The 14,120-nt window shown below is 41.7% G+C and carries 9 protein-coding genes; 5 read left to right on the top strand and 4 right to left on the bottom strand.

Annotated elements, in window-relative coordinates; genetic code table 11:
- Nucleotides 1–551: 551 nt before the first annotated feature.
- Nucleotides 552–1,070 (bottom strand): NUDIX domain-containing protein, encoded by a 519-nt coding sequence (locus ACSAZL_RS05855; RefSeq protein ID WP_440947773.1) that lies wholly within the window; start codon nucleotides 1,068–1,070, stop codon nucleotides 552–554.
- A 111-nt stretch (nucleotides 1,071–1,181) separates the two neighbouring features.
- Entirely contained in the window at nucleotides 1,182–1,982 is an 801-nt protein-coding gene (locus ACSAZL_RS05850) for a hypothetical protein (RefSeq protein WP_440947772.1), read from the bottom strand.
- Nucleotides 1,983–2,329: 347 nt separating this feature from the next.
- Here ACSAZL_RS05850 and ACSAZL_RS05845 point away from each other — a divergent pair, with 347 nt between their 5' ends.
- Together ACSAZL_RS05845 and ACSAZL_RS05840 are read left to right on the top strand one after the other, a co-directional pair.
- On the top strand, nucleotides 2,330–3,220 hold the full coding sequence (locus ACSAZL_RS05845) for a C39 family peptidase (RefSeq protein WP_440947771.1): 891 nt from the start codon (nucleotides 2,330–2,332) through the stop codon (nucleotides 3,218–3,220).
- A 93-nt stretch (nucleotides 3,221–3,313) separates the two neighbouring features.
- On the top strand, nucleotides 3,314–4,519 hold the full coding sequence (locus tag ACSAZL_RS05840; protein ID WP_440947770.1) for a hypothetical protein: 1,206 nt from the start codon (nucleotides 3,314–3,316) through the stop codon (nucleotides 4,517–4,519).
- Between the two features lie 254 nt (nucleotides 4,520–4,773).
- Here ACSAZL_RS05840 and ACSAZL_RS05835 read toward each other — a convergent pair whose 3' ends face one another.
- The gene (locus ACSAZL_RS05835; RefSeq protein WP_440948791.1) at nucleotides 4,774–5,421 is read right to left on the bottom strand and encodes a TetR/AcrR family transcriptional regulator; all 648 of its coding nucleotides are present in this window, start codon (nucleotides 5,419–5,421) and stop codon (nucleotides 4,774–4,776) included.
- Between the two features lie 205 nt (nucleotides 5,422–5,626).
- On the opposite strand from ACSAZL_RS05835, the gene ACSAZL_RS05830 reads away from it, so the two are divergent.
- Both ACSAZL_RS05830 and ACSAZL_RS05825 read left to right on the top strand, forming a co-directional pair.
- Entirely contained in the window at nucleotides 5,627–6,580 is a 954-nt protein-coding gene (locus tag ACSAZL_RS05830) for an SAM-dependent methyltransferase (protein WP_440947769.1), read from the top strand.
- Between the two features lie 64 nt (nucleotides 6,581–6,644).
- Nucleotides 6,645–8,237 carry an amidohydrolase gene (locus ACSAZL_RS05825; RefSeq protein WP_440947768.1) on the top strand — a complete coding sequence of 531 codons (1,593 nt, stop codon included), beginning with the start codon at nucleotides 6,645–6,647 and terminating at the stop codon, nucleotides 8,235–8,237.
- A 237-nt stretch (nucleotides 8,238–8,474) separates the two neighbouring features.
- Here the strand turns inward: ACSAZL_RS05825 and ACSAZL_RS05820 are convergent, their stop codons facing one another.
- Complete coding sequence (locus ACSAZL_RS05820) at nucleotides 8,475–8,630, bottom strand: hypothetical protein (protein ID WP_440947767.1); 156 nt, start codon at nucleotides 8,628–8,630, stop codon at nucleotides 8,475–8,477.
- Nucleotides 8,631–8,871: 241 nt separating this feature from the next.
- On the opposite strand from ACSAZL_RS05820, the gene ACSAZL_RS05815 reads away from it, so the two are divergent.
- The gene (locus ACSAZL_RS05815) at nucleotides 8,872–13,152 is read left to right on the top strand and encodes a NosD domain-containing protein (RefSeq protein WP_440947766.1); all 4,281 of its coding nucleotides are present in this window, start codon (nucleotides 8,872–8,874) and stop codon (nucleotides 13,150–13,152) included.
- Nucleotides 13,153–14,120: the final 968 nt, after the last annotated feature.

The raw sequence follows: 14,120 nt of genomic DNA, 5'->3' as shown, positions 1-14,120 counted from the left end.
TTCCAAAATAGATTGGTTTGAGGTCTACTTAGCTAAATACAGGAAAATTTTGTCCTATTCGAGATTATTTAATTAAGCTTATTAAAGTTGTTAAGTCATTGGGGGTGAAAAAAATGACAAAAAAACAATTCGCAATCGCTGGTACCTTCTTACTTATAATAGCCCATATATTCAGGCGATGGAAACAGATGAAAAAATCTCTTATCTGGAAGGGATTCTTAAGCGAATCCATGCGGGTAGAGAGTTATGGAGATCTATCGCGTTTCAAGAAATTGGTTTTTTGGGCGAGTTATCCTTTCTCTTATGCCAGATATTTGTATGATGTTGTATGGTATCGTATTGATAGATTGTATTTTATATATTCGAAAGCAAGAGCAACTAAATAAGGATTGAATTCCAAAAAATCTGAACTTTTCAAAGTATAATGTATTTGGGGGGTGAAAATCCCCTCAGTTTTTGACGTGGTTGACATGAGTAAAATCGATAAGAGATGTTTACGGTAATTATGGTCTTATAAGTTTTTTCTTCGGATCATCAAACTTTGTCATCGTTTAAAATAATGTAGTTTGACTGTACCTTTTTTCCCTGTCAAGGTGTTCTTCTTTCTGAGAGTAATTTATAACATCCATAAGTTTATCAATAAAACCGATCTGTCCTTTTCGAATTTTTTTCTTAGCCAGCTCGATATCGAACCAGCCTGCTTTGTCTACCTCGGGATATTCCTGTATTTTCCCGGAGTTTTTTGGCCACTCAAATGGAAATGTATTACTTACAACGTCTGTTACATCCAGGTCTTTTTCAAGAGCCCATACGTGAACTATTTTTCTATTAGGTTGATTTAACTCCCCCAGATCAATAAATTCGCCTTCAGCCTCAAAACCCGTCTCTTCTCTAAATTCTCTTTTTGCCGTGTCCAGAGGAGATTCATGCTCTTCGGGCAGCCCTTTGGGTATTGACCACACTCCATAGTCCTTTTTTGCCCAGATAGGCCCACCCGGATGAACCAGCATTACTTCGAGTCTCTCATTCCTGAACCTGAATAAAAGAATGCCATTGCTATATGTACTCATTTTTCTCCCCCTCTCCAAAATGCTTTGGTTTTTCGGCTTTATAATAAACTCATAGTGCTACCTTCTTAATGAAGATAGTAGCCGTAATAAGATCATGAATAGCCTTTAGCCTTATTTTTGCCTGTGTCTTATACTGCGTCTTACAATCAGAACTGCTCCAAGCACTGCTCCAAACATCCAGAAGGAATTAATGAAAGGAATTCTTTTTGACTGAATAGTAGAACCGGCCCCTGCTTGCTTACCTGCTGTTACTTGATTATCTGATGCTTTGAGATCGCCGGTGTTATTACTGGTTTGATTTATTGTACTCAATAATTCTTTCAGAGTAATCGTTTCATCAGGGGTTATGGCTCTCCCATCCTCGGTTAATGAATATTTACCGCGGTAAAAATCCGTAACTATAAAGTGTTCAGGACCAATATCCTTTGTATTCGGATTAGTATCTTTTCTCAGATAGAGCAAAACCTTTTCGCCAGCATTGAAGCTTGGATCGGCATCTGTAGTCATGCTAAAATCCCCAATCGTCCCACCGGTGACTCTTACAACAAGCTCTCCGGATGATAACGGGTTTTTCAGGTATTCATCGACACTTATCACGATGTCAGTGTAAATGATGTCGTCAGGATATTCAATTTTATAAAGTAATTTATGAGGTTGTTTTCCGTCTGCCGTATTCCATCTGGGCGGAAGTATTTCTTTAACTGTACCAATTACAATAGTATCGGAGTGGTCTCTTAGCTCCTCATGGGTATACCAAATGAAGTCTATACATATGTTAGTACCAAATGGTTCATTGCTATTGTTTTCGAGTTTAGTACTATCGTTTGAAGGATCGGACAATGCTAAAGCATTTAATGTCAACAAAGAAAGAGCCACAACCAAAAAAATTCCATATTTTATAATCTCTCTCACGGTTTTGCCTCCGATTTATGGAGTTAAAATCAGGTTTGATTTAACACATTTCACATAAATTAGCAACTTCCGGATAAATAATTATAGGTTTTTCCAGCCAAATTCTCAGATTGGCTTTTTTAGTTTCCTTTCAAATTCATAATTATTCACGTATATTTGATTGTTAGAGACTCTGGCCAGAAAACTTATAAGGAGTTAACAAAAAGGAATTTATGGAGTTCAAATGTACTTTTCAGGTTCATCCGAACTCCAGATGTCCTGATATGCATGATTGTGTTAGCTTTACAAATGTTTAAAGCTTAATTTACCCGGTCCTGCTTCCCGGGAAATAAGCCGGGGTAAGACAAATGGACATAAAGAAAACTGGAATAAGAACACTCCTTTTTGCGGTATTGCTGGCCGGTATGGTGCAGGTGCCTACTGCCAGTGCAGAGACTGAAACTAATTATTCCGTAACTGTGAAGGAAGCCTTTGAGCTTGCAAATGCACACACGGCGTCTTTTATAGAATCCGACTTTCCCAAATTTAACGAATGGAAAGGGGCGTCTATTGACCCAGAACCGCTGGAACTTTATGACCCTAATGGTCAAAAATTGTATTACCAATTTTCTGTATATAAAGATAATAAACTAATAGGTATAATCGATATTGGTGCAGATAAAAGGTTAGGACAGGCTGTCCAACTTGTCGAATTTGACCCATATCCGTTTAGTGCGACTAAAACTATGGAAAAATCAATCGACGTTGCTAAAAAAGAGTATCCGGAGGGGGAAATCCAATCAACGAGGATGGTTGTATACAGCTATCCTCAAATAGGGGCAATAACCGTGGTAAAGGACAATACCACAGGAGACAAACACCGGATAATTGTAGATGTCTACACTCTTGATGTAGTGGAAGACAAACCTGCAACCGAAACACAACCAGGAGTCTGGTCAATTTATGAACGAAGATTGAAGAATGGGATAGACGAAAACTTAAAAAACTGGCATGAAAGTGAACAACTTGTTAAATCTATGAAACAGGAAGCAGCCAGGAACGGGAATAATGTCAGTGTGCCGGTTATTGAGGAAAATACGGAAGAAATGAGTAATGATTCAACGACAACGTCAACAACTGCAGAGGCTTCCAATGCTCCTTCACGTGGACAGGAAAATAACTCTCTCTATGGCGCAGCAGGTGCCCAGATGATTGCGCTTGCTAAATACTGTATCGCAAACCCAAACATACATCTGTAAAATAATGAGAGGGAACGGAAGGTCCGCTATTGGTTCAGGCTAATTATGTCTCATTGAGTGCTGAATTAGCGTTGTATATTTTTGGGTGATAAAATGGCTAAGAATGCTGAATCCAGAGTGTTCCGGATTTTTCTTATTTTGATTCTGTTTTCACAGGTTTCAAATATAGCTTCTGCAGAAGCACCTGCAGAACAATGGAACAGGTCTTTTGGCGGAAATGATAAAGATAATTCCAGATGTGTCGAACAGACTTTAGATGGTGGTTATGTAGTTGCAGGCACAACGGATTCATATGGTAAAGGTTCAGATGGACAATCTGATGCCTGGTTAATTAAGTTGGATAAAAATGGGAATATTGAATGGAATAAAACTTATGGAGAAACTTATGCTGAGTGGGGTTTTCTAGCAAGGCAAACTTCGGATGGTGGCTATGTGTTATCAGGTTATTCTTTTCCTCATGGCTATAATCAGTCTTATCTTGTAAAGACCGACAGGAATGGGAATGAAATTTGGAGTAAGATTTCTGAAGAAATAAGCCATGAAGATTATCTTCAGTATGTGGCTGAACGCACCAGTGATGTTGGTTATATAATCGGAGATATGGTTGAATATGAGATTCCCGATTATGATAAATATGAGCTTTTCATCGATACCGACATCAGACTAACTAAATATAATATAAGTGGCAGTCAGCAGTGGAATAATACTTTTGGTAATAAAAACAATTCTGAAATGGTAGAGTCATGGTCGTGTCCCGTCAGGCAAACTCCCGATTGTGGGTATATTATTGCTGGAACAATTGATAGTAATAAGACAAATTTTTTTGAGACAAATAGTTTTGATTATGATATCTGGCTTATCAAGACCGATGAATATGGTCAGGAGCAGTGGAATAAGACCTTCGGCGGATCAAATACTGATGCTGCTTTTTCTATCTCGCTAACTTCTGATGAGGGTTATGTCCTGACAGGAATATATGACAATCCAAATTCCTTTGGATATGAAGACGGCGCTTTCATACTTAAAACGGACAGCAAAGGCAATCAGGAGTGGATAAAAGTATTTCCAAATTGCACGCTCTATTCCGGCCAGCAGACTTCAGACGGCGGGTACATAGCCGCAGGCGTTAAAAATGGGAATGCTTGGTTGGTTAAACTGGAAGGTGATAGAGAAGGCATTGACTGTGGGAATGGAAAAGGTGTTGATTATAAAGATATATCAGACAGCAGCTTCAGCCCTATAAAAAATCACGTCTATGATATTTTCCCATGGGTTTTTCCCATGAAACCATTTAAGTAAATAGGTTTTTTCTTCTCTTTTTACTTCTTACTTCTTTCTTTCACTTTTTTCTCACTTTTTTCACATTCTCTTCACACACTTGAAACATGTATAAATAAACGTCCTTTTCTCCATCGTTGCCATTCAGCCGCTCGTTTTTCCTGTCAAGCGTTCGACTCCATTATTTTCACCTGGATAGCATAGCAAGCAGAGAGAACCTCTTAAGTTTGAATTCCGGAGGGCATGATCGTAACTTTTCTTGCTGAATATTATATTTACGCTTCCGGTGCAGTATTGCAATCCTCAAACCATTTACAATCTCTCGGGCACTCTGCCTGCTCTCCCTTTTCCGTCATTCCGAATAAATTCCGGAGTATCTCGATCCAGCGAGAACGGACTTCTTCCCAATCAACGCCCAGAAGAATAAGAACCCGCATCCCGTTGAACAGCGACACAATAGCGACTGCAAGGGTACGCGGATCTGCCCCGGACGGAATAAGGCCTTTCTGCTGCTGTTCTGCAATTTCAAGGGCTGGCTGATCAAGCCCACGCTTCATGCCTTCGACCGACCTTTTCTGGACTTCAGGTTTGCGTACTGTCATCCCGAGAATTTCAAAGTATAATGCATGTATTTTAATATCATCTGACATGATTTGATCGAAGATTTCTATCCACGAATCAACCGGGCATAAATCCGAGTTCCGGGTTGTCTTTATATCACGATACTGTGTCTGGAGGTAATTTGCACTTTCCATAACCAGCTCATCCTTATTTTTAAAATAACGATAGAGAGCGGGTTTGCTGACATCGAGAAGGCGGGCAATATCTTCCATTGTAGTGTTACAGTATCCTTTCTCATACATTACCTCCAGCCCTGCTTCAACAATTCTTTTTTTCGCTTCTTCCCTGTACTCAGGAAGCATTTTTGACAACACAATCACCTCCTCAAACTTTAGTGTTAACTCATATATAACTTACCAATGAAATACTAAAGTTACTTATGAGTAACTTTAACTACTATCAAGTATTATTGATACTAAAGCCGGCTAACTATGATGAAAAAAGTTAGAAAAAATTAGGATATCATGATCAAGAAAACAGAATCAAGTTCAGAGAGGATGAAATTTTATGGAAAAACCGGAAAACACGGAAAACACGGAAAACACGGAAAACAAAACTTTTGAAACTGGCGAGAAGAAAAAAGGACCAAGTGTTACAGCCGAGAACGTAGCTTTCGTTAGAGCTCTCGAATCTTGCAAACCAGAAGGCGAACGTATCTGTTATGACCCGTATGCCTCCCGCTTTCTTAGCCAGCAATATTTGATGTTTATGAAAATGGCAGCTCGTGACCCTTCCAGGACCCCGTTTCCCGGAGTACACAATTCGCTTTCGGCAAGAGTCAGATATTTCGATGATTTTGTAAAAAGGTCTATTGACGAAGGGCTTGAGCAGCTGGTAATCCTGGGCGCAGGATACGATACCCGGGCATACAGAATCGAAGGACTGAAGGGTAAGGTCAGGGTTTTTGAGATAGACCACCCTGAAACTCAAAGTGTGAAAATTGGAAAGATAAAAGATATTTTCGGCTCGCTCCCGGATCATGTCGAGTATGTTTCAGTTGATTTCGAGACAGAAGACTTCGGTCAGCGGCTGCTGGAACACGGATACGAAAGGTCGCAGAAGACTGTCTATATCATGGAAGGGCTCATCTACTACCTCCCGCCGAAAGCCGTTGATGAGATGCTGGCCTTTATGGCAAAAAATTCGGGCATTGGGAGCGCTATCATCTTTGATTATGTCCACGAATCCAGTATTGACAGAACGGACGGAATATGCGGCGTGCGATGTACGGCATGCGATCAGCAGGCAATAAAGAATGCCACAAGCGACATGGCACAGCAGGGAGAGCCTTATAAGTTCGGCGTTAAAGAAGGAATGATTGAGGAATTCATAACCAAGCGCGGATTTTCCCGGGTTTGCAATGTGACCAGTGAGGATTACAAAAAAGCCTATTTCCGGGGAATCAATGAAAACCGGCCAGTATGCTGTTTATCGTATTTTGCCCATGCGATGGTTGAGTAAGATCCTATCAACTGTTGTCAGAGACCAGTAAACAATAAAAAATGAGACATTCAGGAGATTAATTATGGAAAACACTGTTGATGCAAAAAACGATTCAATTATTGCATTCATGGGTGGCCGGATACTCACTATGGACTCTGAGCGAAAATACGCAGAGGCCGTAGTCATTAGAGGGGACCGTATTGCCGCAGTTGGTGGCACGGATATCCTGAAATCTTTTCCCGATGCAGAAATTCGCGACCTCAAAAGCCGTTATTTACTTCCTGCGTTCATTGATTCCCATAACCATCTTTCCTCATTCGGTTGCTTTTTCCCTACCTGGGCGAACCTGATAGGCTTGACGGAAAAAGAAGCCATACTGGAAGCCATTCGAAGGCAAGTCCGAAAAGAACCGGGAAAAGGATGGGTTGTCGGCTTCGGCTGGTTCGATGCCAGAATGGGTGGGGCCGACCTGACAAAAAAAGATCTGGACGAGGTCAGCTCCGACAGGCCGGTTCTTCTCATCCAGACTACATTCCATCAAAGTGTAGTAAATACCCGGGCACTGGGGCTTCTGGGCATCAATCAATCGACTCCTGACCCACGCTGCGGGATTATTTTCCGGGAAAATGACGGGACACCGACAGGAGTGCTCGTAGAGTATGCTCAGGCTCCTGTGTTCAAACTGGTTATGGAAGCTGACGCGGAAACACTTGCGGACCTCATCGAGGCACGTGCTAAAGAGCTTCTCCAATTTGGCATCACTGCTATCCATGACCCTGGCGTCACCCCGGCTGCGGAGGCGGCATACAGGAAGCTCCACGCCGAAGGACGGCTTCCGGTCTCGGTGTTGATGATGCCTCATGGAGAGACCCTTCTTGATAATCGGCTGAGAGATCGGCTTCAGAAACAGGTCACCGGGACAGGAGACGAAAAGCTGCGTGTGGGCCCTGTCAAATTATTCGCTGACGGGGCAACAGCGGAAACAGTAGCCTTTTCTCTAAAAATCGGAGGGCAGACCATAAACAGTGGGTGCTACAGGGATGATTTTGAGGAGATGCTCTTTGCAGCGACAGAAAAGGGATTCCGGGTATGCGTCCACTCATTTGGGAACGCAACAACCGATGCAGTGCTTACGGCATTTGAGAATGCCGCTCTTCGAGCTCCAGCCGGATTTGAAATGCGACCCCGCCTGGAACATGTGACCCTCATAAGCGCGCTGCAGATCAGACGCCTTGCTTCCATGGGCGGATGTGCATGCATCCAGCCTCAGTTTCTGTCCCGGGCGCAAAATACAAAGCAGGTTGTGTTAGAAGAAGGAAAGTGGTACGCCTACGGTGACCTTGTAAAGGGTGGAGTAATCGTAGCTTCCAGCAGTGACGATCCAGGGGGATTTATGGATGCTCGTAACCCGATTAAGGGCTCTGTGATGGGATCAACCATGAGCGACGGAGAAGGCAATGTCATCTTCCCGGATCAGGTGCTTCCTTTTGAGCAATGGCTCTGGATGTATACTGCAGGTGGCGCTTACGCCGGTGGGCAGGAGAAAGAGCGTGGCATGCTGAAAAAAGGTATGGTTGCGGATCTTGTAGTCCTCGAGAGCGGTCTTGACCCAAAAAAACCTCCTGTTGTTGCTGAAACCTGGGCAGCAGGTAAGCGGGTATATACGAAAGGGTAAATCCGGCCCGGAATCCTGGAAGCTATGAATATTCCTCGGGAGAATGGCAGAAAAAGGGTATGTAAGGATCATTGGTAATGTATGTACGGATCATCGATAATATCCGACCCTCTTCGGCCGTATCTCCCCTGAAGAGCGAAGATCAAGAGTCAGGAATGAATTTATGCTTCCTCTTGACGAGATTCTGTGAACTCCGTACTTTAAGCCCTGAAGATGAAGCAGTTACTTCCAAAGGCATCATGAACATGAAATTTTGATATATCGTAAATATTCAGGTAGCTTTTCAAGGGCTGTAATTTCCTCCTCTTTCCGGGAAGGAAAATCACCATTTTTCTCGATTTTTGATACTTTTTTCAAGACCGTTTTTGCACAGTGATGTCCATTTATTAGCAAGCAGTCTCCTTCAGGATCAAAATATTTATACTATCAATTACACTAATAAAATACAATATATAAAAATTTAGTAGATATTTCATCTGAAATAAAATTAAACTTCATGCACAGCTGGTTAAATTTAGTTTTAAGGAGACCTGAAAAAATGGTTTTACTACATAAAAAAACTCAGTTACAATTTCTAACACTTACGTGTTTTCTTTTTCTTGTTTTAAACGGAACCGCAGTTGCTGCCCCTTCCATGTTATACGTGGGCGCCGGAGGCGGTGGAAATTATACAACTATTCAGGCTGCGGTAAACAATGCAACGTCTGGCGACACAATCATTGTCTACCCGGGAACGTATACGGAGGTTATAGATGTTGATGTAGCAAATCTCACTATTCGTTCCCTTTCCGGAAATCCTGAAGATACAATTGTGAAAACGCTTTCCCCGAGCCACAACTTCAAAGTAATTGCCAATAATGTGACTATCAGCGGATTCAAAATTATCGGGGAAGGGTACTATACGGGAGTTTTTATAACCGGGGTTTCAGGGGTTAACATCACTAACAATAAGTTCTCCGGGAACGATTGTGCTATTCAGGTGCAGAGTTCCGGCGGATGCAACCTGATCAACAATACGGTTTTTGGCTCTACCAGTTACGGATTCCATCTTTCTTCTTCCAGCAACTGTATCCTTGCCAACAACACAATTTCAAATACTGATGCAGAAGGCTTCTATCTGGATAATTCAGAAAATTGCAATCTTACCAACAACACCATCTCAAACACTTATTATGAAGGCATCTATCTGTATTATTCAGGAAGCTGCAACCTTGCCAATAATAAAATATCAGATACTGATGCAGAAGGCTTCTATCTGTATAATTCAGGAAACTGTACTCTGATCGATAACATAATTTCAAATACTGATGAAGACGGCTTCTGTCTGTATTATTCAGAGAATTGCAATCTTACCAACAACACCATCTCAAACACTTATTATGAAGGCATCTATCTGTATTATTCAGGAAGCTGCAACCTTGCCAATAATAAAATATCAGATACTGATGAAGAAGGCTTCTATCTGTATAATTCAGGAAACTGTACTCTGATCAATAACATAATTTCAAATACTGAAGATGAAGGCTTTTATCTGGATTATTCAGAAAGTTGCAATCTTACCAACAACACTATCTTAAACAGTGGTTATGATAGCATTTACCTTTATAATTCCAATAGCTGTAATCTTACCGATAACATTGTTTCAGATAGTTATGACGATGGTATTACTCTGTATTATTCAGAAAATTGCAATCTCTCCGGTAACACAATCTCAAACCTTTACGACGATGGCATCCTTCTTTATTATGCCGGAAGCTCCATTCTGACAAACAATACCGTTTCAAACGTTGATTACGGCATCTATCTGGAATATTCTGAAAACTCCACCCTGAAAAACAGTAACGTTTCAAGCGCTTATTGCGGCGTCTGTCTGTATTATTCTGAAAACTCCACTCTGACAAACAGTAATGTTTCAAACTCTTATTATGGCATCTATATTGAAGATTCTGATGGAACTGTCATGAGGAATAACACTGTAAGTTCAGGAGAATACGGACTCAAACTCGATAATGTCAAAAACTGTACTCTTGAAGACAATATTATGTCCGGAAATCGGTACAACTTCGGATTCAGTGTTGACGACTATGACTTTTTCAACAACACCGGAAACATAATTGACACCAGCAATCTTGTCGACGGAAAACCGATTTACTTCCTTGAAGGGGACCCAGCTCCATCAATCGGAAGTGACGCAGGAGCAATCTACTGCATAAACTGCGGAGATGTTGAAATTAAGGATGTTGTGCTGCAAAACGTCACAAATGGGATTAGTCTGTATAACACGAGTGCAGATCTGGCCAACAACACTATAAACAACACAGAAATCGGAATCGGGCTTGCATATTTGCAGGATGTCAGTATCTCGGACAGCAAGGTTGAGAATTCCAATTACGGAATTGGATTACTGTATACTGCAAATGTAACTATCGCTGACAATAGTGTCAGGAACTCCATTGATGGAGTTTACATGTACGCTTCAGAGAACTGCACGTTTACGGACAACTATGTTCAGAATTCAATACGAGAACACAAATATAGTACTGTAAGCTCAAACCTTGTTAAAGGTGAGGAGAATACACTTATAAGCGATAATTCCCTTCGAACCTCGAACCTCGTAGGGGATATGGAGGAGTCCGGCTGTGGGATCATGTTTGCATATTGCCGGAATTTCAGGCTTGGGAACAATGTTGTTGACCAGGCAAGCAACTTCGGAATTTTACTCAGTGAGTGCCAGGATGTCGTGCTTGTGAAGAACTCGGTGCTGAACATCGGAGATGTAGGAATTTATTCGTATAATTCTTCCGATGTAGATATTCTGAACAATACGGTCCAGAATGTAACAGGTACATCTTTGATGTTTTCCTCCGGATTAAGCAAAAGTTCTCTAACAAACTCAAATGGTGTTGGAATTTTATCCGAATATACACAGAGTCTCAGGGTTGAAAACAATACCATCGATCAGATAGATAACACAGGCATTCTCCTTGATGAGTGTCAGGATATTGAGTTTGTTAACAATTCGGTTCAGAACACCGGATATGTGGGAATTTATCTGGATGGCTCCTCCGGTGTTGACCTCCTGGACAATGAGGTCCAAAACGTAACATATAGACCCTTACTATATGACTCCGGATTAAAGGAAAGTACTCTAACAAGCTCGAATCTCGTACAGCGCTCGAGACCCTCCGGAGTTGGGGTTTTATCCGAATATTCACAGGACCTAAGGTTTGAGAACAATATTATTGGCCAGATAGATTGCATAGGAATTCTTCTCGGTGGGTGTCAGGACGCCGAGCTTGTGGGGAACTCGGTACGGGATGCCGGATATATGGGGATTTATACAGCAGGTTCTTCCGGTGTAGAACTTCTGGAAAACACGGTTCAGAACGTAACAGGCGAGTATGAACTGTATAGATCCGGAAATTTACCCTTTGTCAGCTCTCCTCTTGTTGGAGATAACCCCGGTATTTCAGGGTATGGAATCGGTTTGGATTATTCAGAGGACTTCAAGCTTGAGGGGAATACCGTAAAAGACTCTTCTCAGGTCTGGGGCATTTATCTCTATGAACCGGTGAACGCAACCCTTGAAAGTAATTATATTGAAAGCTGCAAGATCGGACTTGCATCCTACGATGGCTATAACTGTAGCATCAGCGACTGTTCCGCAACTAACTGCAGTTCCGGAGGAATCCTTATTGAAAATTTCCAGGAAAGCATGGGGGCCGAATATACGGTTACCGGCTGTACTGTAGACGGAAGTGATATCGGGCTGCTTGTAACGGGAGAAAGCATCCTTGCCGATAATATTTTATCCGGCAATTCTTACGGAATCGTGCTCTACGATGCGAACAACAGCCTGATCTATGGCAACACCATGGTCGAAAACAGTCTGGCAGGACTTACCCTTGATCTGGACCGGACTGAAATTGTGTCTCGCATCGGGCTTGTAGGGAGCATGGAAAGTCCCGAGAGTGGAAATAACACGATTTACAACAACTATTTCAACAACGTAAACAACACCCTCATCTACAGCGAGGCAAACAACACCTGGAACACCAGCAAAACTTCAGGGGAAAGCATAGTCGGCGGCCCGTACCTCGGAGGCAACTACTGGGCAAATCCCAGCGGGACAGGTTTTTCCGAAAACTGTACGGATGCTGACAGGGACGGGATTGCCGACTCTTCCTATGAAATCGTAAACGGAACCTTTGACTACCTGCCCCTTACGGAAATTCCCTCCACAACCACGACAAAGCACAAAAGCTCCCCCAATTACATTCCTTCAAGTGGAAGCAGCACCGGAGTCACAGGTATTGACAGTGCCCAGAAAAGAGTTGCTGCAGGATCCAGGGCCACCTTCACTTTCAATAACCCTGCTTCCGGAATAATGGGCCTGAGTTTTACTTCCCAGCAGTATTCCGGGAACGTCATTGTCAGGATTGAGGCTCTTGATTCAGGAAGTTCCGGCAATGTTCCCGGAGGAGAAGTCTACCGGCTGATGAACATCCTGGTCGGAAACGAACGTTTCGAAAGTGGAGACAATATCAACGGAGCCTCCCTTAACTTCAGGGTCTCAAAGAGCTGGGTCGAAGAAAACAACATCGACGTCTCCAGTATAACGATAAACAGGTTCCATGACGACAAATGGAATGCGCTTGCAACAGAAATGGCTTATGAAGACGAAGAATACTACTATTTCACGGCAGAAACTCCGGGCTTCTCCAAGTATGCGATTACGGGAGACAAGCTCGGGGATGTGGTGATTGCTCCGGCTGAAGAGGAAGAAACCGGGACAGTAACCGGAGAAGAGCAAACAGGTGACGTTGAAAAGAGTACACCAGGATTCGAAAGTAACTTTGCGGTCCTCGGAATCCTTGCTTCGGTATTCTTTGCAAAGAGGAGAATCCTGAAATAAACATCTGGAAAATAAGGAAATTAAGCAATTTGGAAAATAAGGAAATTAAGCAATCTGGAAAATAAGAAAATTAAACAATCTGGAAAATAAGGGAATTACTTTATATTCCCTGATTTTCTACTTTTACTACAATTTTTTAATCTGTTTTGTCTTTTTCTGGTCGTCCCTCTTTACATGGTTGATATTTTTGAAAAAATAAGTCTGACTCAAATTCCTGAATTTTGCCCCGTACAATGTCATTTGCTTTATTGTGTCGTTCTTGTCCCGCTCGACGCAGGAGAGCGGTCTTTCCCAACAAGACAAAAAAGAGATAGAAGGATGAAAACAACAGATTAGCAAGTAAAAGCTGCTGTAGGCGTTTATGAGTTTAAAAGAAGAAAAAGAGCTAAAACGGTACCAATTTCAGTATCATTTCTCATTCATTTCTCTTTTTTCTTTTGTGAAGGGCCGCCAGACAAGCTGGCTGAGGCGTTTATGTTTACCTGTGAGTTTTAAAGAGATCCCCCAGATCAAGATATAAAATTCGCTTGTTCATTTTTTGCGTTGTAGAAGAGAAAAGTTCAGCCCTGCAAAAAGTAGAATCAAAAAACAAAAGATCTTAGTTTCAGATATAGGAATAATATCAACTGATTAATAAAGGACCACCCTTTTTCTTTTCCGTCCGTTATTTTACACCCTGAGCACAGTTAATTCTTTTTTGATCATTCTGGATGTAACAAGTCTTTTTCTAGTTTTTTTCTGCGTTTCAAGGGCAAGAGATCATTAAGCTTCAAATCTTTGATCGAGCTGATTGTTTGCTAGTTTGATCAGTTTTGCACATCAATACCCATATATTAGCAAGCAGTCTCCGTCAGGATCAAAATATTTATACTATCAATTGCACTAATAATACACAATATATAAAAATTTAGTAAATATTTCATCTAAAATAATTTCAAATATAGTGCACATGTAGCGTAATTTGAGTG

This window comes from Methanosarcina mangrovi, assembly GCF_052057765.1.
GTDB lineage: Archaea > Halobacteriota > Methanosarcinia > Methanosarcinales > Methanosarcinaceae > Methanosarcina.
Note: the sequence above shows the minus strand (reverse complement) of the source record. Positions and strands in the feature narration are given on the sequence as shown.

Coding starts and splice junctions, on each gene's coding strand:
- ACSAZL_RS05835 (WP_440948791.1), bottom strand. CDS start 5,421: ATGCTTCCTGAGTACAGGGAAGAAGCGAAAAAAAGAATTGTTGAAGCA.
- ACSAZL_RS05830 (WP_440947769.1), top strand. CDS start 5,627: ATGGAAAAACCGGAAAACACGGAAAACACGGAAAACACGGAAAACAAA.
- ACSAZL_RS05855 (WP_440947773.1), bottom strand. CDS start 1,070: ATGAGTACATATAGCAATGGCATTCTTTTATTCAGGTTCAGGAATGAG.
- ACSAZL_RS05815 (WP_440947766.1), top strand. CDS start 8,872: ATGTTATACGTGGGCGCCGGAGGCGGTGGAAATTATACAACTATTCAG.
- ACSAZL_RS05825 (WP_440947768.1), top strand. CDS start 6,645: ATGGAAAACACTGTTGATGCAAAAAACGATTCAATTATTGCATTCATG.
- ACSAZL_RS05840 (WP_440947770.1), top strand. CDS start 3,314: ATGGCTAAGAATGCTGAATCCAGAGTGTTCCGGATTTTTCTTATTTTG.
- ACSAZL_RS05845 (WP_440947771.1), top strand. CDS start 2,330: ATGGACATAAAGAAAACTGGAATAAGAACACTCCTTTTTGCGGTATTG.